The sequence below is a fragment of the Flavobacterium sp. S87F.05.LMB.W.Kidney.N genome, from assembly GCF_004366435.1.
Classification (GTDB): Bacteria; Bacteroidota; Bacteroidia; order Flavobacteriales; family Flavobacteriaceae; genus Flavobacterium.
Genome location: NZ_SODX01000007.1, coordinates 42,594 through 66,091 on the forward strand (window position 1 = coordinate 42,594; position 23,498 = coordinate 66,091).

Here is a 23,498-nt window from a genome sequence, read left to right on the forward strand (position 1 = left end):
AAAGGATTTCTTAACAAATTTAGGAGGTTTTGTAGGATAATATAAAAATATCGGCTTGAAATGAGATATTTACAATTGGTTTTTCTGAGATACTATCCCGAAACTTCGGGACTAACGTGCTAAGGTTCTAAGTTTTTTTTACAGACTTAGTCTTTTAGACCAATTTTTCGGAGAGCGAGAAGTATGAAAAACCCCAATTACAACAATTTCATCTTTCTCTACCAAGTAATGAATTCCATAAGGAAATCGGGAAATAAAATGTATTCTTATTTTTTTATATTTCTTTTGAAATAAATCTGGATTTCTTAAAACAGAATCAATTCCAGCTTCGAGACAGAGTTCAAAATCATAAGAAAGTCCAATTCTTTGTTTTTCATACCATAAAACAGCATCTTCAATATCAAATAAAGCTTCTTTTACAAAACGAATTTTGTACATTATCTTATCGATTTTAAATGCGCTTTAACTTCATCCCAAGAATACAATTCAGTTTTACCTTCTTCCAGATTCTGAATTCGAATATCCAATTCTCTTTTAACATCATCAGAAATTTCTAAATCATCTTTAGAAACGCTATCCCACAGTTGCTCTGCTAAAATAATTTTTTCAGCATTACTATATCTAGATAAATTTTTGATTTCCATCTTATAAGTATTATTATCAATATACAAATTTAAACAAATTAAATTACGTTATAACTTAATTCAAAACAATCCCGAAACCGGCTTATTAGAAATCCCAATCTTGGAATAATCGAAATTCATTTTTTCTTTTAGTAAAGAAGCATACACACTCCTAAAATCAATTTCGTGTTTTAAGTCGCCATTATCTAAGTCGGCTAAGTTTGGATTATTGCCTAAAATCGTTCCTTTATTATTTCCTCCTATGATAAACATTGGTGCTGCAGTTCCGTGATCCGTTCCGTTTCCGTTGTCTTTAACACGTCTTCCAAATTCAGAAAAAACTACAACGGTGACATTCTGCAATAACTGCGCTTCTTTTAGATCTGAATAAAAACTATATATGGAATCGTTTAAATCTGTCAATTTTCGTTCGTGAATTGATAATTGATTATCATGCGTATCAAATCCGTTAAGCGAAGTGTAATATACTTTTGAATTTAAATTTCCTTTTATCAATCGCGCAATCCATTCCAGGTTTTTGGATAATTCAGTTTTTGGATAACTGATTTCTGTTTTAGATTTTGCCAAAGCTTTCTGAATTTCATCTGATCCCTCGGTAACCGAATTAGCGATTTTTCGAACAAAATCTAAATGCGGATTTTTAGACAAAGTCACATTTTCTTCTTTTGATTTTACTTTAAAACGATCCGGATCTTTTACTGTGATAAAATTGGGTTCTACTCCTTTTAAAGCCAAATTATCAATCGAATCTAAATTTATTCCCGCAGTCGCCTGATGTCCGTTACATTGCAGATCTAAAAATCTTCCCAGCCAGCCTTCATTTCTATATTTATTAGAATCGGTTGCTGTCTGCCAAATTTCCTGACTTCTAAAATGCGAACGAATAGGTTCCGGATATCCGACATTCTGAATTACAGTCAAATCTCCATTTTGCTGCATTTGAGCAAAATCTTTTAGCGACGGATGAAATGCCATTCCTTTATTTTTTCCCACAACTGCATCTTTATTCAATGCGATTTTTGTTCTCAGCTCATAATACAATGGATCATCATACGGAATAAAAGTATTCAAACCATCATTTCCTCCATTCAACTGCACAAAAACAATACATTGCTCGCCAATTACTAAATTGGGCTGTGAACCAAAAGCGTGTAAAAAATCAGGAAGAACAAGCATCCCGCCTGTAAATGTTCCTGTTAATGTTAGAAAATCTCTTCTGTTCATGATTCTTATTTTCTAGATTAATTGATATTCGGGCAATTTTGTGATGTAATTGAAAACTCTGACTACAGCAAAATCAGCATGAGGATCTTTTGGGTCGAAATCATATTTCAAAAGATTTTCCATGTCTTTTTGAGCCGAATTGCTGACAGAAAACAACAATCGGTCTGACAATTCAGAGATAATGGTTTTGTTATTTCCATTTGAATCAAAAACGACTTTTACCGCAGTTTTTTCATATTCTGATTTTTCTTTTTCGACGCCGTTTACCATAGTTTTTAAAACCTTTCTGTTTAGGCTTTTGCCACTGCATAATAAATCGGATGTATTGTTTCTTTGGAGATAAATCTGCGAAGTCAGCCATGAATTTCCGCCATCCCAGCCTTTTACATTGATCTGATTATACAAATCCATTCCCTGCTGTTTTATAAATGCCATAATTGCGGCATCATCAACATTCTCAATCTGCAATTCATCGCAAAGCTGTAAAATATAGACCAACGGGTCTTTAATCTTATTTCCCGAATTCTCTTTTTTAAATTCTTCTGTAAAAATCTTTGTCAGCAAAGGCTCGATTTCAAACTTTTGCTTCCGAAAATAATCTCCGTAATAAACTACCAAATCTTCCGGCGGATTATCATAAATAAACCATTTCAGGATTTTTCTGGTAATGAGGTACGGAATGTTTTTCTGTTCGAAAATAATATCGACTAAGTCGTCTGCTTTCCAGTTTCCGGTTTTACCGAAATAGGTTTTATCGCTATTATCTTCGATATTTTTCCTGTAGACGGCGCCATCATCACCAATATTCAAACCGGCTAAAGCTTTAGCTCCATTTTTAATATCATCTTCGGTATAATTTCCAATTCCGATGGTAAATAATTCCAACAATTCACGGCTTAGGTTTTCGTTGATTTTACCTTTTTTATTATCGCCATTATCGAGATAGCGCACCATTGCATTCGATTTCAGAATCTGCTTGGTTAAATCTTTAAAATTTCCAAAAGCATTTTCGCGTAAAATCATATTGTGCTGATAAATCCAGTAATTGATTTTTACTTTTTGAGAAGTGGAAACGAAATGATTGTGCCAAAAACAAACCATATTTTCGCGTAATGGAAATTCATCATTACGCATTTTGGCAATCCACCACTTTTTAAGTGCAGCGGTTGCTTGATTTTCTTTTTTCTGAATTTCCTTTTTGGTTTCAGGATCTGAAGTTTTGACTAATTCCCGAACTTGCTTGAGCTCTAAAGCAGTTTTAGGCTGATCTTGCAGAAACACTGGAAATTCTGTATCAAATTTTGAATCGTAGGAATGTTTTAGAAATTTTTCTAATCCGAGTTTTTCAATTTTATCGGCTTGTTTTCCTGAAAAACCTAATCGTAAGGACCAAAGACTGCTTTTTTTCATAATTCAGAAATTATTACAATAAGACTTCGTTTTCTTTTAAAGGTTTAATTTTAAAAGAAGCTAAGTCGCTAAGATTCTGAGGTGCTAAGTTTTTAAAGTCTTTGGTAATAATTAGAACGGGGAATTTTTGGGGATATTGTTTATTTAATATTGAGCAATCATAATCAGCCTGTGGTTTCAACCACGAGTTATGTTATTAGAAGCTCATCTATGAATTCTTTATTTTCACTAACATAAAGAAAATAATTACCTCTCTTAATCTGATTCTTGCGAAGTTCTAATTTGATCTCAATACAAGGAGTTGGAATAAAATCGTGGTCAATCAAAATAGAGATTGATTTTGAAACAATCATATCGAATTTAGTATCTTCATATATTGCTGAATTTATATTGTAAAAATATTCCAAAGCGAGATTGTAAAACTCTTTTTTATTCTGAAATATTCTTTCTAATAAATTCATTTATTTCAAATTATAATTTAATTGACAGCTCTAAATGACCTCCCAAACCAAGCTCTACAATTTTCTGCAGGGTCGAAAATTTAACTTCTTTTACGTTATTCTCAATCTTAGAAATATACGATTTTGTTGTTCCCGCTTTTAATGCAAGTTCTTCTTGAGTCATTCCTTTTTGAAGTCTGGCTTCCTGAAGCAATACCCCAATTTTAAAATTTTCATATCCCGATTCTAGTTCGTCTCGTTTTGGTGTTCCAATTTTTCCATAATGTTGCTCTTTAAACTCTTCTAAAGTTGTAATGTTCTTATTTTTCGTTTTCATACTCCTTTTTGATTTTTAAAGCTTTTTTAATTTCTTTATTTGGTGTTTTCTGAGTTTTCTTTTGAAATCCATTAGCTAACACAACTAATTTTCCCTCATCAAAAAAACAAAAAATTCTAAAAATATCATTTCCTTGTTGTATTCGAATTTCATAAAGTCCATCTGTGTTTTCAATAAATTTCAAATACGTTTCAGGAATTCTATCGAGCTCTTCAATTAAATTAATCGTCCAAACTATTTTTTGTTGAACTTTTTCTTTTTGTTTGACAAAAAATTCATTGAAATAATTTTTAAAAAAAATGACAGTTCTAATCTTTTGATTATAACTCATAAAGTACAAATGTATAAAAGTTGCACCAAAGTGCAACTAATTGATCCTAACATTTAAAATAATTAAGCTTCTTCCCTATTTACAATATTTCGTAAAACATCAGTAATAGTAACGGCATTACTTTCTTCATATCCTAGTGCAATAGCTATTGCCTCTAGCGCACTGGGATATTTATCCGATGAGCTGACTACCAATCCATTTTCTAAAATTTGATTTCTCTGTATTTGAATTGCTAATGATAAAATTTCAAAATCGGATAGTTTTGAATATTCTTCTTTTAATTGTTTTGCAATTCTATTATACGTATCAATTTGCATTTTCATATTTGTATTATTTTTACTATTAAAATAACAAATATAAAATAAAAAAAGCAGCTATCGTTACAATAACTGCTTTCTATAATTAAGAATAAAATCTTTCCTCTTTATTCTGTTTTCTTTCTTCTAAAAAAAATTAAGACCCACACATTTCACAATCTTCAGGATCTGCTGCTTGAGCTTTTAAAAGCATAGCTTTGTAATCCTCAACACTTATTGCTTCAGTTTCTGCCACTAATGATGGAGCTGTTTCTTCTTTTTTATCATTGTTTAATGTGAATTTAATCGCATCTACAGCCGCTTTTGTTCTTAAGTAATACATTCCTGTTTTTAAACCTGACTGCCAAGCGTAGAAGTGCATTGACGTTAGTTTAGAATAGTTGGCATCCTGCATGAACAAGTTCAATGATTGAGACTGGTCAATAAAATAACCTCTTTGACGAGACATATCGATAATATCTTTCATCGACATTTCCCAAACTGTTTTGTAAAGATCTTTTAAGTCTTGAGGAATCTTGTCTATATTTTGAACAGATCCGTTATGACGCATAATTTCTTGTTTCAAATCTTCGTTCCATAAACCTAATTTTACTAAATCTTCTAGTAAATGTTTGTTTACTACGATGAACTCTCCAGACAATACACGACGTGTGTAAATGTTTGATGTATATGGTTCGAAAGCTTCGTTGTTTCCAAGAATTTGAGAAGTTGATGCTGTTGGCATTGGCGCAACCAATAATGAGTTACGAACTCCGTGTTCAACCACTTCTTTTCTTAATGAAGCCCAGTCCCAACGACCAGATAATTCTTCATCTTTCATTCCCCACATATTGTATTGAAATTCTCCTTTAGACATTGGAGAACCTTCAAATGTAGAATATGGGCCTTCTTCTTTTGCCATTTCCATAGAAGCAGTTACAGCAGCGAAGTATAAAGTTTCGAAAATCTCTTGGTTTAATTTTTTAGCCTCATCGCTTGTAAAAGGCATACGCAACATAATGAAAGCATCTGCTAAACCTTGCACTCCTAATCCAACTGGACGGTGACGCATGTTTGAGTTTTCAGCTTCTTTTACTGGATAGTAGTTTCTATCGATTACTTTGTTCAAGTTACGAGTTACACGTTTTGTAACATTGTAAAGCGCTTCGTGATCGAATTTTCCGTTTTCAATAAACATTGGCAATGAGATTGAAGCTAAGTTACAAACTGCAATTTCATCTTTAGATGTAAACTCCATAATCTCTGTACACAAGTTAGAAGAACGAATTGTTCCTAAATTCTTGTGATTCGATTTACGGTTTGCTGCATCTTTATACAACATATATGGTGTTCCAGTCTCGATTTGAGATTCTAGGATTTTCTCCCATAATTCACGGGCGCGGATTGTTTTTCTACCTTTTCCTCTAAATTCATAGTCTGTATATAAAGCTTCGAATTCATCTCCATAAACATCATATAATCCTGGACATTCGTTAGGGCACATTAAAGTCCAAGTTGAATCTTCCTGAACACGTTTCATGAATAAATCTGAAGTCCACATCGCGAAGAATAAATCTCTCGCACGCATTTCTTCTTTTCCTGTATTTTTCTTTAAATCCAAGAAATCGAAGATATCAGCATGCCAAGTTTCGATATAAATTGCAAAACTTCCTTTACGTTTTCCTCCACCTTGATCTACATAACGAGCTGTGTCATTGAAAACTCTCAACATCGGAACAATTCCGTTTGAAGTTCCGTTTGTCCCGCGAATGTAAGATCCAGTTGCACGAACGTTATGAATAGAAAGGCCAATTCCTCCCGCTGACTGCGAGATTTTTGCTGTTTGTTTTAATGTATCGTAAATACCATCAATACTATCATCCTGCATTGCCAAAAGGAAACAAGAAGACATTTGTGGTTTTGGAGTTCCTGCATTGAACAACGTTGGCGTTGCATGCGTAAAGAACTTTTTAGACATTAAATCGTAAGTTTCAATTACCGATTTTAAATCGTCTAAGTGAATTCCAACAGAAACACGCATTAACATGTGCTGTGGACGCTCTACGATTTTTCCGTTTATTTTAAGAAGATAAGAACGCTCTAAGGTTTTGAAACCAAAGTAATCGTAATTAAAATCTCTTGTGTAAATGATGTGAGAATCTAAAAAAGCAGCATTTTCCTGAATCACTTTATATACGTCATCAGCAATTAACGGCGCGTCTTGACCGTTTCTTGGGTTTACGTAGTGATACATATCTTTCATCGTTTCTGAGAAAGATTTTTTTGTATTAGAATGTAGATTTGAAATTGCCACACGAGCTGCCAATTGTGCATAATCCGGGTGAGCAATAGTCATAGATGCTGCAGTTTCTGCCGCAAGGTTATCTAATTCAGAAGTAGAAACTCCGTCATACAATCCTTCGATAACTCTCATCGCTACCTTTACCGGATCTACAAGCTCATTCAAGCCGTAGCACAATTTTTTGATTCTTTCTGTAATCTTATCAAACATTACGGGCTCTCTGTGACCATCTCTTTTTACTACATACATAAGCTTACTAAATTTAGTTATTGAAAAAATGAAAGACACTAGAAAAACGGCTTCTAGCACTTAAACATTGCGTGTTTTTAAATTATTTTTTGAGAATTACCGAATTCTCAATAGTTACTCGTTTCAAATTCGAAAATCGAATTTAAATACGTCAAAAATTGTCATTGAATCTGCGATTTGGGAAAGAGATTCAACCTTAAAATATTCTGTTAATCTTTTTTTTCAGCACCTCTAGAAGAGTAGATGCTAAAAGTATTTTTGTTGTCTAAAAATCTGCATCAAATGAAATTTTCTGAGCATCGCTGTCTGTGTTCATGACACCTGATTTTTGATACTCGGCAACGCGTTTTTCAAAGAAATTAGTTTTTCCTTGAAGAGAAATCATGTCCATGAAATCGAATGGATTCGCTGATCCGTAAACGCGCTCGCATCCTAATTCAACCAAAAGTCTATCGGCAACAAACTCTAAATACTGTGTCATTAAACCAGCATTCATACCTATTAAACTTACCGGAAGAGATTCAGTTACAAACTGTCTTTCGATATCTAGTGCATCAACAATAATTTCTTTAATTCTTTCTTTTGGCACTTTGTTTACCAAATGGTGATTGTGAAGGTGAACTGCAAAATCACAATGTACGCCTTCGTCACGCGAAATCAATTCATTAGAGAAAGTTAAACCTGGCATTAAGCCACGTTTTTTCAACCAATAAATTGAACAGAAAGCACCTGAGAAAAAGATTCCTTCAACAGCAGCAAAAGCAATAAGTCTTTCAGCAAACGAATCAGACTCGATCCATTTTAAAGCCCATTCTGCTTTTTTACCAATTGCAGGGAAAACTTCCAAAGCATTAAATAATTCTGCTTTTTCTGCTTCGTCTTTAACGTAAGTATCAATTAATAAAGAATAAGTTTCGCTGTGAATATTCTCCATCATAATTTGGAATCCGTAGAAAAACTTCGCTTCTGCATATTGAACTTCATTTACAAAATTCTCAGCAAGATTTTCATTTACGATTCCGTCAGAAGCAGCAAAGAATGCTAAAATATGCTTAATGAAATATCTTTCATCGTCATTTAGCTTGTTATTCCAGTCTGTCAAATCTTGGTGTAAGTCGATTTCTTCAGCAGTCCAAAAACTTGCTTCCATTTTCTTATACCATTCCCAAATATCATGATGTTTAATCGGAAAAATAACGAAGCGGTTTTTATTTTCTTGTAATATTGGTTCGATTTGTGACATGACAGATTCTGTTAATTTTTTTATTGAATTTTTACTGATTCAGTAGACTACAAAGATTGTCATTTAACGTCAAAAATGAAAGCCAAACTTATTCACAATTTGACGTAGTTTTTAACAACGTTAAATTTTCGAAACATTTTCATACAAATAATTAATTTACTGTAAATGAATTATTTAAACACAAGAGTTATCTCGTGAAGCCCCGTAAAATATAGACTTTTTAATATAAAAAGCAAGAGATTTAAAATAGTTTTAAAAAGTTTTTTTTGAGTCAAAACTTTATTTTTTTGAGTCAAAATATATAGTCAAAAAGACTATCTAAGAATAGCCGATTTTTTAAGAATTTTTATGTTCTTCAGCAACTTTTTCAAGCTCCAAATACCAGTCTTCTCCAAAACGTCTTATCAACGCTTCTTTGACAAATTTATAAACAGGAACTTCCAATTCTTTTCCTAACGAACAAGCATCATCGCAAATATCCCATTTGTCATAATTCACCGCAGCAAATTCTGTGAAGTCTTTGACACGAATTGGATATAAATGACAAGAAACCGGTTTTTTCCAATCTACAATTCCTTGGTTGTAAGCCTGCTCGATGCCGCAAAGCGCAGTTTTTCCATCAAAAATCACATAAGCACAATCTTTATTATCAATAAGCGGTGTTTCAAGATCACCATCGGTTCCGGTTACCCAAGTTCCTTGTGCTTCGATTGCTGCGATTCCTTCTTTTCGTAAAAAGGGTTTTACTTTTGGATAGATTTCTTCTAAGATTTTCGTTTCAGCCTCATTTAAAGGCGCGCCCGCATCTCCATCAACACAACAAGCCCCTTTACAAGCAGACAAGTTGCACACAAATTCTTTCTCCAGAATATCTTCTGAAATAATAGTTTTACCTAACTGAAACATGATATTAAAATACTCTAATTTATAAAGTGCAAAGATAGTCAAAGAAAGCAGATAAAATACGTTCAAATTTTTCTACAGGTTTGAAGGAAAATTTAACGCAGAGGACGCAAAGGTTCTCACAGAGTTACACAAAGTTTTATGGAGCAGAACTTTTTAAGTACACAAGGTTTCAAGATCTAACTTTAAAATCTTTATGTAACTCTGTGGAAAATCTTTGCGAATCTCTGTGGTAAAAAGAATCATTTGTTATAAATATCACTTTTTTAACAACTAAAACGTGTTTTTATAACAAAAGTGAATCGTATTGAAAAAACTCCTAACTTTATTATCTACTTTTGCAGCAGTTTTTAATCCCTTAAAATCAAAGCGATATGTTAGATATAGACTTCAAAGAAATCATTACAGTTAGTATGGTGCTTTTTGCCGTAATTGATATTGTGGGTTCAATTCCTATTATTGTCAATCTACGCGCAAAAGTGGGACACATCGAATCTGAAAAAGCTTCTATTGTAGCTGGTGCTATTATGATTGTTTTTCTTTTTGTTGGAGAAGGCTTATTGAACCTTATAGGTATCGACGTGCATTCGTTTGCAGTGGCAGGTTCTTTTGTTTTATTCTTTCTGGCATTAGAAATGATTTTAGGAATTAGAATTTATCGTGACGAAGAACCCGGTTCTGCTTCTATTGTTCCCCTAGCCTTTCCTCTAATTGCTGGTGCAGGAACTATGACGACTTTATTATCACTTCGATCTCAATTTCATACTATTAATATTATCATTGCGATTTTATTGAATATAATCTTGGTTTATGTTGTTCTAAAATCGTCTAAAAAGATTGAAACTTTGTTAGGAGAAAACGGACTTGGAGTAGTTCGTAAGACGTTTGGCGTGATACTTTTAGCAATTGCTGTTAAATTATTCGCTGCTAATGTTAAAGGTTTGTTTGTCTAAATTTTATTTTTATAAATTTACCCCGTAAAATATTCTAAAATACAACTTGGAGTTCATTTTCACTTTAAGTTCTACTTTATTATTTTAGACAAACAAAAACAATCATATGAAAATTTTCACTTCAATCTTAGTGCTTTTAGCATTAGCTCTAATTGTTTTTAATATTACGCTGCTAGACTTTAAAAATCCTTTTCAAGGAGACAGTATTGTAGCTTTTATTGGAATCGCAGCTTCATTTTGCGCTGTTCTTATTCTTTTGATCTTTAGGATTTCAAAAAGAATTGAGGAAAAAATGAATGAAAACAGATAACATGTTTGACGTTTTAATTATTGGCGGTGGAGTTTCAGGTATATCTTGTGCTCTTGTCTTAGGATCCGCAAAAAACAAAACTTTTGTTACTGACAAAAAAATCGGGATTTTTACTCATCAGAAAAATTCTTCTTTACAAGAGGCAATCTTTTACAATGCTTATGGTATTTCACCAGGCAAATTAGGCTCTGAATTGCTGATTGAAAGCACACAGGATTTGGCGATAACTTATCCGCATATTACTCAAATTCCGAATGAGAAAGTAATTCGACTTGAAGGCAGTTATCCTGAATTTACTGTAGTTACCAACAAAAATTCTTATAAGACAAAAAATATAGTTGTCGGAATTGGCTCTGCTAATACATTTGCTATTGAAGGTTTAATGCAATATGTTGAACCCCATAAAAAAGCACTTCCAGAAAAACAGCGCATTCAGCTTAAAAACGACGACCATAAAGTTGCCGACGGCATTTATGTGATTGGAACTTTAGCCGGCTGGAGAAGCCAATTGGCAATTGCTGCCGGAAGCGGTGCTGCTGTTGCAACTGATATTCTAACTTTATGGAATAACGGCGTGCAGACTCATGCGCACGATAGTATTCGATAAAAACATTTACAAAATTATAAACCACATAAGTTATATAAGTAAATATAATGCTTTACGCATCTATATTAAATGAACTTATATAACTTATATGGTTTATCTTTTTATTTAACCGAAACGATTTCTGTGACTTTAATGTGATTTTCATCATCGGTTTTCCATTTTTCTCCCTTTACAGAAACTACGTCGCCAATTTTTACTTGCTTATAGTTTTGCGGTCCGCCCACGTTTACGATACTGATTGTTGCAAAATATACTTCTTTTTTGTCAGTAGTAATTTTTGCTGTATAACCGTCTTTTCCAGATTCTATAGATTCTACTTTTCCTGAAACTGCACCATTTGTATCATTTTTCATAGTTGTGCAAGAGATTACAAAAGCCATTAGAAGCACTAGAAGGCTTATTCTTTTTAAATTTTTCATATTTGAGTTTTAGTCACAAAGTAAGTCAAGTTTACGAAGCTTTGTTTTTATGTTATTATTAAATTTCTTTTCAAAATTTATGCCAGCTGGATACAGCTTCCTGCAATGACTTTTAAATTACTTTCAAATTGTTTCCAAACCCTGATATATTTTAGAACACCATTTATTGGATTACTATCATAACTTCCTTTTAATGAAATAGTAACTGCAACCACGGCAGAATCATCTATCACATTTATAATTTGATCTGAAGCTTCTAAAAAATCAATTTTCATTTTCCCCGAACGATAGGAATTCAAATCAAATTCTTTATTGATTGTTTGTCCATCTGGAAGATTGAATAATAAATCATCGTGCAGGATTGTCTCCAAAGCAGAAACATCCGAATTTTTAATAGCAGTTAGAAGTTCTATTTCTGCATTAATAACGGTTTCTATTTTCATCGTATAAAAAATTGAAGTTACTTCTTAGGATTCAGAATTGTTTTAATCATCGCGTCATCTTTTAAGATCACATCATAATAATACAATTCTCCATACAACTGTCTCGCAAATTCGGCAGTAATATATCGGTTTACAAGCGATTTGGTTTTATCTAATTTTAAATCCAAACCTGTCATAAGGATATAGTTTTTGAATTTTTTGAAATACACATCAGAGGTTTTCATTTTGTTTAAAAACGCAGCAAAACTAAGTCCTGCAAAAGCATCTCTATTTTTATCTAATTCTTCAAAAACAAAATGGCCTACAATTCCAGTTTGCAATAGATAACCAACATTTTCATTTCCATGTTCAGCTTCCATCGGAACAAAAACATCGGGAACAATTCCGCCGCCGCCGTAAACGATTTTACCTTTAGGAGTTTTGAATTTTAAAGAATCAGCAACTTTTATACTGTCTCTTGCATATAATTCACCTGTAGCAATTCTAGATTCGGATTCTTTGAAATATTCTTCGTTTCCTTTTTTATAGGGTTTCTGAATTGATCTTCCAGTTGGAGTATAATAACGCGCAACAGTCAACCTTACAGCCGATCCGTCGTTAAAATCCATTTCACGCTGTACTAGACCTTTTCCGAATGAACGTCGGCCTACAATTGTACCTCGGTCATTATCTTGAATTGCTCCAGCTAAAATTTCGCTGGCAGAAGCACTGTTTTCATTAATTAAAACATATACTTTTCCAGTTTCAAAACTACCTGCTTTTGTTGCATACGTTTTTTCAGTCGTACCATTTTTACTTTTCGTAAAAACAATCAGCTGTTTGTCTTTTAGAAATTCATCTGCGATTGCTATTGCTTCTTCCATGTAACCGCCTCCATTGTCACGAAGATCAATTACAAGTGATTGGATTCCTTTTTGTTTGAGTCTTGTTAAACCAGTTTTAAATTCATTAAAAGTGGTTTCGGCAAAACGATTGATTTTGATGTATCCAACATTATTTCCAATCATCAAAGAAGCATCAACGCTTTTAATTGGAATAATATCTCGTTTTACTTTAAACTTTAATTTCTTTTGTTCTGATTTTCTAAAAACTGTTAATTCGATTTCCGAACCCTGCAAACCTTTTAATTTTGAGAATAAGCTGTCTGAAGGTAATTTTCTACCGTATAATTTGGTTTTCCCGGCAAATAAAATTCGGTCTCCAGATTTTAGTCCCGCTTTCGCTGAAGGTCCGTTTTCGATTGGTTTTATAATCGCAACAGAATCTTTATACATATAAAAATTGATCCCGATTCCGACGAAATCTCCTTTCATACTTTCAGCAACTTCAGCTTGTTCGCTTGGCGGAATATAAACAGAATGCGGATCTAATTTAGAAAGAATATTATCGACTGTAAGATTTACAATCGAATCTGTATTGACACTATCAACATATTCTGTATTGATAAAATCAATTAATTTGTTAAGCTTAGTTTTAGAGTAATTTTTAGCCAAAAGCTGGTCGCTTGCAGGAGCATTCATAAGGCTTCCGGCAATTGTCCCAAGAGCAAAAGTCGCTCCTATAACTATTGGTAAATATTTTGAGTTAAATTTCATTACTCTTCTAAAACAGGAATATGTTCTACTTCAACACCTGCTTTTATTAAAAATTGAATTCCAGAATCGTCACGATATCCGTCTTTGTACACCACTCTTTTTATTCCCGATTGATGTATTAATTTACTGCATTCTTTGCAAGGTGAAAGTGTAATGTATAAGGTTGCACCTTCGCAAGATTGTGTCGATCTTGCTACTTTTAGAATTGCGTTTGCTTCGGCGTGTAAAACGTCCCAGCGAGTCAGACCATTTTCATCTTCACAGCAATTTTCAAATCCAGATGGCGTACCATTGTAACCATCAGAAATAATCATTCTGTCTTTTACTATAATGGCACCAACTTGTTTTCGTTTACAATACGAAAGCAGACTCCACTCTTTTGCAATTCGCAGATAAGCTTTATCGTATTTATTCAGTTTTTTTACTTCCATTTATATTATCTGTTCCAAATCGGACTTTCAATAATCATCGGAATTACAACTCCAATAATAAAAGCCGACATTACTAGTGCCCAGTCGCGTTTTGAAAAACGGAAAACAGTCTGCACTATATATGAAATTACCAGCACAACAAAAACCACTACCAGCTGAGCCGCTTCGATTCCTAAAGCAAACTCTCCCAAAGGTAACAATTTTGATGTTGCAGACCCTCCTAATATTGTTTTGAAATAATTAGAGAAACCTAAACCATGAATAATACCAAAGAATAAAGTTATGAAAAATACCAGATTCACGCCATCATTTTTAGAAGTCTTTCCTGCTGTAAACAAATGATACAGAGCGGTTACTAAAATTGTTATTGGAATAAGAAATTCTACAATATTTACTTTTATCGCTATTATGCCGTAAACGGAAAGAATTAAAGCTAATGTGTGTCCAATTGTAAACAAGGAAACTAAGAGAAAAATTCTTTTCCAGTCCTTAAATAAATACGGAACGGTTAAGGCGATTAAAAAAAGAACGTGATCGTAGGCATTAATATCCAAAACGTGTTTTAATCCTATTTGAAAATAAATCCAAAATTGTGACATAGGTATTCTATAATTAAATAATTAGGGGTTGTAAACTTACGATTAATTTTCAAAATTAAAGATCTAAGCACTTAATTCCTTCAATAAAAATAAGTTAAATTTTATGAGAAATTTAAAAACAATAATTTAAAAATAGGATTATATTTGTTGCATAAAAACCGATTTAATTATGCCATTTTCAGAATTATTTGATAACGAATTCAAACAAAGAAACAGAGGTCATTTCTCTGCAATTGTGCGTGTAGCTTTCGCTGACGGACATGTAAGTCCAGAAGAAAAAGACTTTTTGGACAAATTAGCTTCAAGATTAGAAATTTCAGCAGAAGAATATACAGAAATTCTTAAAGATCCGTGGAAACATCCAATAAACCCACCTTATTTATATACTCAACGTTTGGAGCGTTTATATGATTTAGCAAGAATGGTTCATGTAGATCATCATTTAGGAGACCAGCAAGAAGTTATGTTAACTCGTATGGGATTAGCATTAGGATTTACTCCAGGAAACGTAAACTACATTGTTGCTAAAGCTCTTTCTTTAGTTGACAAAAAAGTAGACTTAGATACTTTCCTTTTCGAAATGGAAAATATGAACAAGTAATTTTTCAGTATTCAGTTTACAGTCACAGTATTCAGTTTTTTACTGATGCTTAAATTGAAATAAAATAAAAAACCCGAGAGATTAAATCTTTCGGGTTTTCTGTTTTAAACTGAATCTTAATTTTTCCGCAAAAGAAACCCGACAGGTTTTTAAAACCTGTCGGGTTTGAAATGTAAGCTAGAGTTAAACAGTCTCTAAAAACTGTGACTGTGACTGTGACTGAAAACTGAATACTTTATTCAGCTGCCATAAACTCCTCAGCTTTTTCTACCATATTATAGCTTCCGCAGAAAAACGGAACTCTTTGGTGCAGTTCGGTCGGTTGGATTTCCATAATTCTTCCAAAACCATCTGTGGCTTTTCCTCCAGCTTGTTCTGCAAGAAATGCCATTGGATTACATTCATATAATAAACGTAATTTTCCTTTTGGCGCTTTTGAACTTGTCGGATAAATATATACTCCGCCTTTGATCATATTTCGATGAAAATCGGCAACCAGACTTCCTATATATCTAGAAGTATAAGGTCTGTCCCCTTCTTCGCGCTGGCAGTATTTAATGTAATTTTTTACTCCCTGCGGAAAATGAACATAATTACCTTCGTTGACCGAATATATATGTCCGTCTTTCGGAAACTTCATATTCGGATGTGAAAGATAAAATGTTCCAATCGCCGGGTTTAACGTAAACCCATTTACTCCATAACCTGTTGTGTAAACCAGCATTGTCGAAGTTCCATAAATTACGTAGCCTGCTGCAACTTGATTGATTCCCGGTTGTAAAAAATCCTCGCTAGTTACCGGAGTTCCTATTGGAGTAATTCTTCTGAAAACAGAAAAAATAGTTCCCACAGAAACATTAACATCAATGTTTGAAGATCCGTCAAGCGGATCCATTAAGATCACGTACTTATTATTATGACAGTTGTCGCTCCCCTGAACTGTAATAAAATCGTCGTTTTCTTCAGAAGCAATACCACAGACAATCTCACGGTTTATTAACGTCTGGATAAATACTTCGTTTGCATAGACATCTAATTTTTGCTGGTCTTCGCCCTGAATATTCTGCTCGCCTACAGCGCCGATAATATCCACTAAACCCGCTTGGTTTACTTTATGATTGACCACTTTTGCTGCCAATCGAATAGAGTTGATAATTCGCGAGAGCTCTCCCGACGAATACTGAAATGCTTTTTGGTTCTCAATAATAAACTCTCCCAGTGTTTTATTGCGTTCTTCCATTGCTAAATCGTTATAGTTTTAATTTTAAGTCACAAATATCGCTTATTTTGTGAGAATGATTTAAAAATTATTTTGTTAGTTTGCTACTATTGTATATTTGCTAATATTTTACACAAAGCAACAATCAAAGCTCTGTTTTCTTTGATAATATGTAGATAAAAATACGAATACATGAAATTGCCTCTTGCATGTCTTGGTGAAAACAAATGCTGCATTAGGAAAAAGCAATACTATAAAGGACAAAAAAATAACGTTTACCAATTATGAATATTAGAAAAGGAAATCCTGAAGATATGAAATCGGTGTTGGGGCTAATTCAGGAGCTGGCAATATTCGAAAAAGAACCCGAAGCGGTTGTTATTACAGAAGAGGATTTAGTGCGTGATGGTTTTGGGGAAAAACCATTATTTCATGTTTTTGTTGCAGAGATCGAAAACGACGAAAAACAAAAAGAAATTGTTGGAATCGCTTTATACTATTACCGCTACTCTACCTGGAAGGGAAAAACAATACACCTTGAAGATTTAATTGTAAAAGAGAAAATGCGCGGTACTGGTTTAGGTTCTGCTCTGTATGCCGAAATCATGAAGCAAGGTAAAAGAGATGGAGTGAGAAGAGTAGAATGGAATGTTTTAGCCTGGAACACACCTGCAGTTAATTTTTACAAGAATTCTGGCGCAAAAATTCTAGAAGACTGGCAAGTGGTTCAAATGGATGAAGCTGGAGTTAATTCGTTCTTAGAAAAATTATAAAAGCAGTTTGCACAGTTTAAAAGGTTTTTGCCACGAATTTCACTAATTTTCACTAATTAATTCGTGTCAATTTGTGAAATTCGTGGCGAACTAACAAAGATTTAAATCCTTTTAATTGAAATAATTCGGGCAAAAAAATTAAAAAATACTAGGTTTCGATTTGAATCTGAAATCTAAAATCTAAAATCTATTAATTAAAAATGAGAGTATTTAAATTTGGTGGAGCATCGGTAAAAGATGCAGATGGAATTAAAAACGTATACGACGTTTTACAAAAAGTGGGATATGAAGATGTGATTTTGGTAGTTTCGGCGATGGGTAAAACTACAAATGCTCTTGAAGTTGTTATCAAAAATTATTTTGAAAAATCGGCAGAATTAAGTTCTTCTGTACAAGAAATAAAAAAATATCACAATCAAATATTATTAGATTTATTTGAAGACGAAAAACATGAGGTTTTTGCTGCCGTAAATGCGCAGTTTGCTGAATTGGAATATTTTTTATCGCATAATAAATCTCCAAACTATAACTTTGTTTACGATCAAGTAGTAAGTTTTGGTGAATTAATTTCGACTAATATCTTAAGTCATTTCATGAATTTCATGGGAATTCAGACGCAATGGCTTGACGTTCGTAATTTCATCAAAACAAATGCAAATTATAGAGATGCAGAAGTAGATTGGGAAACTACACAACAGCTTATCAGCAAAAATGTTCCTAGAAAAACATTAAATATTACTCAGGGATTTTTGGGTGCAGACGAAAATAATTTCACTACAACTTTAGGCCGTGAAGGTTCTGATTATACTGCGGGAATTTTTGCTTACTGCTTAAATGCTGAAAGTGTTACAATTTGGAAAGATGTTCCTGGAGTTATGAATGCCGACCCTCGTTATTTTGAAAATGCGAGTTTATTAAACCAAATTTCATATCGTGAAGCTATCGAATTAGCATTTTACGGTGCAACGGTAATTCACCCAAAAACATTACAGCCATTACAGAAAAAAGAAATTCCGTTATACGTTAAATCTTTTATCAATCCGTTATTAAAAGGAACTTGTGTTTCTAAAGGAGTTGATTTGGAACCACAATATCCATGTTTTATTGTAAAAAGAGAACAGCTTTTAATTTCGCTTTCATCAATTGATTTTTCTTTTATAATGGAAGAAAATATCAGTGAGATCTTTGGATTATTCCATGAATTTAAAATCAAAGTGAACTTGATTCAGAATTCGGCGATTAGTTTCTCTGTTTGTGTGGAAGATAAATTTGGAAATTTCAACGATTTGAATGCGATTCTTTCGAAAAAATTCAAAGTTGATTTCAATGAAAATGTAACACTTTACACTATCCGTCACTTTAATGAAGACGCTGCTCATACTGTTGAGGCCAACAAAGAAGTTTTATTAAAACAAGTCAGCCGCGAAACGATGCAGATTGTGACTAAAGAACTAAATTAATTTTCTAAGCGTTAATTATTTCAATTCATTATAAAAGGTTTCATCTTAATTGATGAAGCCTTTTTTTAATTATATTTAGTAGTTTTATCACAAAGTATAAAGTAATTTATCTCATCATATGATAACCAAAAAATTCACAATAGTCCTTTTACTTGTTTTCATTATCATATTCATTGGTATAGACTTAAGTCCTATATTAAAAAAAGAAAATGTAAATGACATTTCATTTTCAGATTTCAGAAATTCAATTGGTCCTTTCTTAACATTTATTGCAGTTTTTATAACTTATAAGAAACTATTGAGAAACGAAAAAAATGAAGAAAAACAAAGCACTTCATCATTTTAAAAACTCAAAATTTCTGTTTCTATTTTTCCCAATTATAAATACTACTTTTGACTTTTCAGAGTTAAAGTATTATGTTGAAAAAATTACTGTTTTTGACGGTTTTCATCTGGTTTTCTGCGCTTCAGGCTCAGGAAACTGAATCGCTGTACAAAACCAAAAAAATAGTAACCTCAAAAGACACCATTCGGCTGGAAAAAGTGAGTATTAATTCGAGTTTCTTCGAGCTTTTAAATACCAAAAACGAACCGATTGATTCGACTTTCTACAAAATTGATTTTCAAAAAGGCTTTTTACTTTTAAATGAAAAATTCCAATCTGCTTCTGACACTTTAATTGTCAATTATCTAAAATATCCAGATTTCTTAACCAAAGAATACAGTCTTTACAAATCGGATCAGATTGTAAGCAGCGACGTTGGAACCGAAAAATTGTACCGAATTGATAATAATGCAAATGCTAAAAAAGTAACGCCTTTTGATGGTTTGAACACTTCTGGAAGCATTACGCGAGGCATTACAGTTGGGAATAATCAGAGCACGGTTTTAAATTCCAATTTAGATTTACAGATTACGGGTAAAATTTCAGATAAAGTCAGCTTGAGAGCTTCTCTTCAAGACAATAATATTCCCCTGCAGGATGGCGGTTATTCGCAAAAGCTGGATCAGTTCGATAATATTTTCATGGAACTTTTCAGTGATGATTGGAATATTCGCGCAGGCGATGTTTTCTTAGAGAATCGGAAAACACAATTTTTAAGTTTCAATAAAAAGGTTCAGGGAATTTCTGCCAGCTTTGATTTTGATACCGAAAAAAGTAAAACCAATGTTTTTGCATCAGTTGCTTTTGTAAAAGGACAATATGCTAAAAGTACTTTTATAGGTCAGGAAGGAAATCAAGGTCCGTATAAATTAAAAGGTCAAAATGGTGAATTATATGTTTTGGTTATTTCAGGTTCAGAACGTGTTTATGTAAACGGTGTTTTGCTAAAACGCGGCGAAAACAACGATTATGTAATTGATTATAATGCGGGAGAAATTGTTTTTACTTCGCTTTTCACCATAACTTCTGAAATGAGGATTAATGTAGAATACCAATATTCAGAAAGAAATTACAATCGATTGGTAACATACGCCGGTGCCACACACGAAAATAAAAACTGGAGTTTTGGTGGTTATGTCTATTCTGAAAATGACATGAAAAATCAACCTTTGCAGCAAAATCTTTCTACAGAACAAGTCCAGATTTTGAGTGAAGCTGGAGATAACATCAATTTAATGAAAGCGCCTTCTGCCTACGAAGATAGTTATGCCGACAACAAAATCCTGTATAAAAAAACATTGGTAAATTCAGTGGAAGTTTATGAATATTCTAATAATCCAGCCGATGTTCTGTACAATGTAAGATTTAGTCTTGTTGGTGCAAATGCTGGAAATTATATCATTCAAAACAACAATTCTGTCGAACGAATTTATCAATATGCTGCGCCTGTTAATGGAGTTCTGCAGGGAAATTATGAACCAATTGTACAGCTTGTAGCACCAATTAAACTTCAAGTCGCCACTTTCTTGGGGAAATATAATCCGGATGAGAAAACTTTAGTCGATTTTGAATTGGCTGTGAGCAATAACGATCAAAATTTATTTTCTAAAATTGATGATGGCAATAATGAAGGCGTTGCTTTTAAAACAAATATTAAAAAACGTCTTTTTTCTAGAAGCTGGAATTTAGATGTTTTTGGAAATTATCAATATGTGCAGCAAAATTTCAAATCGGTTGAGCGTTTATATAATATTGAATTTAACCGCGACTGGAACTTAACGGGAACACTTTTGGGCAATCAAAGTCTGCTGGTTACAGGTTTAAATTTTGATTTATATTCTAAAAAGGAAACTTCTAATATAGGATTAATAAATTATCAGTTTGAGAAATTAGATTTCAGCGAAAGTTATACCGGCTCCAGACACACAACAACAGCTCTCTTTAAAATAAAAAACTGGACGATCGAAAACAATGGGAGTTTTTTAAATTCTGATGCAACTGCTTCAACCTCAAAATTCATTCGAAACCAAACCCGAACCAAATATCATTTTGGTAAAAACTGGATTGGAGGCAGTATGCAATTAGAAGACAATCAGGAAAAAGATAAAATTACCAATCAGTTTTCGGCTTTAAGCCAAAGATTCTCAGAATATGGCGTTTTTACAGGAAGAGGCGACAGTACTAAAGTTTTTGTCGAAATCGGCTTTTTACAAAGACGCAACGATAGTTTACAAAACGGATTTCTGCAGCACGTTAATAACTCGCAGACGTATTATTTAAAATCGAAATTAATTCAAAACAAAAAAACTGATTTAGCAGTTTATGCAAGTTATCGAAATTTAGATTTTACAGACAACACAAGAAAAAATGAGCCTTCATTAAATTCTAGAGTTTTATATAATGATCGTTTTTTCAATCAATTAATACAGATTGGAACAGCTTACGAAACAAGTTCTGGAACTATTGCACAACAGGAATTTACGTATGTTGAAGTTCCAACCGGACAGGGAGTTTATACTTGGAATGATTATAACGGAAACGGAATTCAGGAATTACAGGAATTTGAAGTTGCAGTTTTTCAAGATCAGGCAAAATATGTCCGAATCTTTTTACCGAACCAGATTTATATTAAAACCAACCAAAATAAGTTTTCGCAGTCTTTGACATTAAATCCGCTGCAATGGCAGAATGAGAAAGGTTTTAAAAAGCTTTTGTCTTATTTTTATAATCAAACGTCCTTTATAATGGATCGAAAAGTAAAAAGTGAAGGCGAAAAGCTCGAACTTAATCCGTTTGACTCTTCAGAAGAAAATATTTTAGGATTGAATTCGAGTTTTAGAAACAGTTTGTTTTACAATCGAGGCCGGCAAAAACATTCTGTCACTTATTCTTATCTTGTAAATAAAGGCAAAAGCCTGCTTTCTATAGGTTCGCAAAATGTCCGCAATTATTCGCATCAGCTTCAATACACTCATTTGTATCAAAAAAGCTGGCTGTTTAATCTTTTTAGCAAAACCATAAAAACTGATTTGGTTTCTGAAGATTTTACTGAGAAGAATTACGACATTAATGGCTGGCAGCTGGCGCCAAAAATTAGTTATTTATTTTCTAAAAACACCAAATTGGATTTCTTTTATGAACTTCAAAACAAAAAAAATAAAATTGGCAATTTTGAAACTTTAAAACAAAACAGAATCGGAACTTCTTTTTCTTATGCCGGAGAAAAGAAAGTAACCGTAAATGGTGAATTTTCTTTTTATGAAAATAAATTTGACGGAAATGAATTTTCATCTGTCGGTTTTCAGATGCTTGAAGGACTGCAGGCTGGATCAAATTTAGTTTGGAAACTTCTTCTGCAAAAGAATATTACGTCTTTCTTAGATGTTAATTTAAATTATCAGGGCCGTAAAAGCGAAACAGGAAATACCATTCATACAGGAAATGTTCAGCTTCGTGCATATTTTTAATGCCCTGCGAAAAAGATGACAAAAAATTGTTTAATTTTAGTTTGAATTTAAACATATAACCTTATGAAAAAATTAGTATTAATCTGTTTTTTAGTTGTTTTCTCCTCTAATTTCTACGCTCAGGAAACAACTGCAAAAACTGCGAAAAGCAAAACAGAAGCTTCGGCAAAAAAAGCAAAATCTACTGCAGATAAAGCTTCGGCTGATGCGAAAAAAGAAGCTTCAAAATCTAAAAAAGCAGCAGACGATGCGAAAGAAGCTTCGGCAAAAGCAAAAAAAGAAACTGCTGATAAAGCAAAAAAAACTGCAGACAAGGAAGCCGCAAAAGCTAAAAGCGATGCAAAAAAAGCAACAACTGAATCTGACAAAGCTAAAAAAACAGCAGACAAAGCTACAGCTGATGCTAAAAAAACAGCTGCAAAAGCTGACGATGTAAAAGCTGATGCAAAGAAAACTAAGGCAAAAGCTGACGCTACAAAAAAATCAGCTGCAAAGACTTTGAAGGAAACAAATGAAAAAGCACCAGCTGTTCCAGATAAAGTTACAGGTGAATATAATGGCAAAAAAGTATATACTGGACCAAGAGGCGGTAAATACTATATTAACAAAAATGGTAATAAAACTTATATTCAGGATTAGTTTAAAAGGCTCTGAGAGACTAAGGTGCTGAGGCACTAAGGTTCTGAGAATCTAAGAAACACTATTTGAAGCCGAACTATTGTTCGGCTTTTTTATTGATCTAAAAAACTCAAAACCATAGTACCTCAGCACCTTAGAACCTTAAAAAAAATATTGAGTTAATAATTTAGTAATATCCTTAAAATAACATAGAAAACATATTTCTTTATCTTCGTTTT

25 protein-coding genes are annotated in these 23,498 nt (G+C 33.0%); 8 read left to right on the forward strand and 17 right to left on the reverse strand.

Features of this window, described 5'->3' with window-relative positions; genetic code table 11:
• Window positions 1-138: 138 nt before the first annotated feature.
• From EDB96_RS18995 to EDB96_RS19045, 11 genes are all read right to left on the reverse strand, one after another.
• On the reverse strand, window positions 139-438 hold the full coding sequence (locus EDB96_RS18995; RefSeq protein ID WP_134142598.1) for a type II toxin-antitoxin system RelE/ParE family toxin: 300 nt from the start codon (window positions 436-438) through the stop codon (window positions 139-141).
• Complete coding sequence (locus EDB96_RS19000) at window positions 438-644, reverse strand: addiction module protein (protein ID WP_134142790.1); 207 nt, start codon at window positions 642-644, stop codon at window positions 438-440. Before EDB96_RS19000 ends, EDB96_RS18995 begins: the two co-directional genes overlap by 1 nt.
• 60 nt (window positions 645-704) lie before the next feature.
• Window positions 705-1,868 carry a DUF1501 domain-containing protein gene (locus tag EDB96_RS19005; RefSeq protein ID WP_134142599.1) on the reverse strand — a complete coding sequence of 388 codons (1,164 nt, stop codon included), beginning with the start codon at window positions 1,866-1,868 and terminating at the stop codon, window positions 705-707.
• A gap of 12 nt (window positions 1,869-1,880) precedes the next feature.
• Window positions 1,881-3,278 (reverse strand): DUF1800 domain-containing protein, encoded by a 1,398-nt coding sequence (locus EDB96_RS19010; protein ID WP_134142600.1) that lies wholly within the window; start codon window positions 3,276-3,278, stop codon window positions 1,881-1,883.
• Window positions 3,279-3,466: 188 nt separating this feature from the next.
• Window positions 3,467-3,739 (reverse strand): hypothetical protein, encoded by a 273-nt coding sequence (locus tag EDB96_RS19015; RefSeq protein ID WP_134142601.1) that lies wholly within the window; start codon window positions 3,737-3,739, stop codon window positions 3,467-3,469.
• A gap of 10 nt (window positions 3,740-3,749) precedes the next feature.
• Complete coding sequence (locus tag EDB96_RS19020) at window positions 3,750-4,055, reverse strand: helix-turn-helix domain-containing protein (protein WP_134142602.1); 306 nt, start codon at window positions 4,053-4,055, stop codon at window positions 3,750-3,752.
• Window positions 4,039-4,386: a type II toxin-antitoxin system RelE/ParE family toxin gene (locus tag EDB96_RS19025; protein WP_134142604.1), complete on the reverse strand. Its 348-nt coding sequence runs from the start codon at window positions 4,384-4,386 to the stop codon at window positions 4,039-4,041. Before EDB96_RS19025 ends, EDB96_RS19020 begins: the two co-directional genes overlap by 17 nt.
• A gap of 62 nt (window positions 4,387-4,448) precedes the next feature.
• Window positions 4,449-4,709, reverse strand: a complete 261-nt coding sequence (locus EDB96_RS19030) for a histidine kinase (RefSeq protein WP_134142606.1) — start codon at window positions 4,707-4,709, stop codon at window positions 4,449-4,451.
• A 130-nt stretch (window positions 4,710-4,839) separates the two neighbouring features.
• Window positions 4,840-7,233, reverse strand: coding sequence for a ribonucleoside-diphosphate reductase subunit alpha (locus EDB96_RS19035; protein ID WP_057115085.1), 2,394 nt, complete (start codon window positions 7,231-7,233; stop codon window positions 4,840-4,842).
• A gap of 265 nt (window positions 7,234-7,498) precedes the next feature.
• Entirely contained in the window at window positions 7,499-8,476 is a 978-nt protein-coding gene (locus EDB96_RS19040; RefSeq protein ID WP_057115086.1) for a ribonucleotide-diphosphate reductase subunit beta, read from the reverse strand.
• Window positions 8,477-8,812: 336 nt separating this feature from the next.
• Window positions 8,813-9,382 (reverse strand): DUF3109 family protein, encoded by a 570-nt coding sequence (locus EDB96_RS19045; RefSeq protein WP_057115087.1) that lies wholly within the window; start codon window positions 9,380-9,382, stop codon window positions 8,813-8,815.
• Window positions 9,383-9,753: 371 nt separating this feature from the next.
• Between EDB96_RS19045 and EDB96_RS19050 the strand changes: the two genes are divergently transcribed.
• From EDB96_RS19050 to EDB96_RS19060, 3 genes are all read left to right on the forward strand, one after another.
• Complete coding sequence (locus EDB96_RS19050; protein ID WP_057115088.1) at window positions 9,754-10,332, forward strand: MarC family protein; 579 nt, start codon at window positions 9,754-9,756, stop codon at window positions 10,330-10,332.
• A gap of 106 nt (window positions 10,333-10,438) precedes the next feature.
• Entirely contained in the window at window positions 10,439-10,642 is a 204-nt protein-coding gene (locus tag EDB96_RS19055; protein ID WP_057115089.1) for a hypothetical protein, read from the forward strand.
• A 1-nt stretch (window position 10,643) separates the two neighbouring features.
• Window positions 10,644-11,249 carry an FAD-dependent oxidoreductase gene (locus EDB96_RS19060; protein ID WP_134142791.1) on the forward strand — a complete coding sequence of 202 codons (606 nt, stop codon included), beginning with the start codon at window positions 10,644-10,646 and terminating at the stop codon, window positions 11,247-11,249.
• Window positions 11,250-11,350: 101 nt separating this feature from the next.
• Here the strand turns inward: EDB96_RS19060 and EDB96_RS19065 are convergent, their stop codons facing one another.
• From EDB96_RS19065 to EDB96_RS19085, 5 genes are all read right to left on the reverse strand, one after another.
• Window positions 11,351-11,668, reverse strand: a complete 318-nt coding sequence (locus tag EDB96_RS19065) for a hypothetical protein (protein ID WP_134142607.1) — start codon at window positions 11,666-11,668, stop codon at window positions 11,351-11,353.
• A gap of 77 nt (window positions 11,669-11,745) precedes the next feature.
• Entirely contained in the window at window positions 11,746-12,111 is a 366-nt protein-coding gene (locus EDB96_RS19070) for a nuclear transport factor 2 family protein (protein WP_134142608.1), read from the reverse strand.
• Window positions 12,112-12,128: 17 nt separating this feature from the next.
• Window positions 12,129-13,706: a S41 family peptidase gene (locus EDB96_RS19075; protein ID WP_134142610.1), complete on the reverse strand. Its 1,578-nt coding sequence runs from the start codon at window positions 13,704-13,706 to the stop codon at window positions 12,129-12,131.
• A complete protein-coding gene (locus EDB96_RS19080; RefSeq protein ID WP_008465062.1) occupies window positions 13,706-14,137 on the reverse strand; it encodes a deoxycytidylate deaminase in 432 nt (143 codons plus the stop codon). Before EDB96_RS19080 ends, EDB96_RS19075 begins: the two co-directional genes overlap by 1 nt.
• Before the next feature lie 5 nt (window positions 14,138-14,142).
• Complete coding sequence (locus EDB96_RS19085; protein WP_057115093.1) at window positions 14,143-14,736, reverse strand: HupE/UreJ family protein; 594 nt, start codon at window positions 14,734-14,736, stop codon at window positions 14,143-14,145.
• Between the two features lie 169 nt (window positions 14,737-14,905).
• On the opposite strand from EDB96_RS19085, the gene EDB96_RS19090 reads away from it, so the two are divergent.
• Complete coding sequence (locus EDB96_RS19090) at window positions 14,906-15,337, forward strand: TerB family tellurite resistance protein (RefSeq protein ID WP_057115094.1); 432 nt, start codon at window positions 14,906-14,908, stop codon at window positions 15,335-15,337.
• 235 nt (window positions 15,338-15,572) lie between these two features.
• On the opposite strand, the gene fbp is transcribed toward EDB96_RS19090, so the two are convergent.
• Entirely contained in the window at window positions 15,573-16,577 is a 1,005-nt protein-coding gene (gene fbp, locus EDB96_RS19095) for a class 1 fructose-bisphosphatase (protein ID WP_057115095.1), read from the reverse strand.
• A gap of 263 nt (window positions 16,578-16,840) precedes the next feature.
• On the opposite strand from fbp, the gene EDB96_RS19100 reads away from it, so the two are divergent.
• From EDB96_RS19100 to EDB96_RS19115, 4 genes are all read left to right on the forward strand, one after another.
• Window positions 16,841-17,329, forward strand: coding sequence for a GNAT family N-acetyltransferase (locus EDB96_RS19100; RefSeq protein WP_057115096.1), 489 nt, complete (start codon window positions 16,841-16,843; stop codon window positions 17,327-17,329).
• A 200-nt stretch (window positions 17,330-17,529) separates the two neighbouring features.
• The gene (locus tag EDB96_RS19105) at window positions 17,530-18,789 is read left to right on the forward strand and encodes an aspartate kinase (RefSeq protein ID WP_057115097.1); all 1,260 of its coding nucleotides are present in this window, start codon (window positions 17,530-17,532) and stop codon (window positions 18,787-18,789) included.
• Between the two features lie 417 nt (window positions 18,790-19,206).
• Window positions 19,207-22,641 (forward strand): hypothetical protein, encoded by a 3,435-nt coding sequence (locus EDB96_RS19110; protein ID WP_134142611.1) that lies wholly within the window; start codon window positions 19,207-19,209, stop codon window positions 22,639-22,641.
• A 63-nt stretch (window positions 22,642-22,704) separates the two neighbouring features.
• The gene (locus EDB96_RS19115) at window positions 22,705-23,280 is read left to right on the forward strand and encodes a hypothetical protein (RefSeq protein ID WP_134142612.1); all 576 of its coding nucleotides are present in this window, start codon (window positions 22,705-22,707) and stop codon (window positions 23,278-23,280) included.
• Window positions 23,281-23,498: the final 218 nt, after the last annotated feature.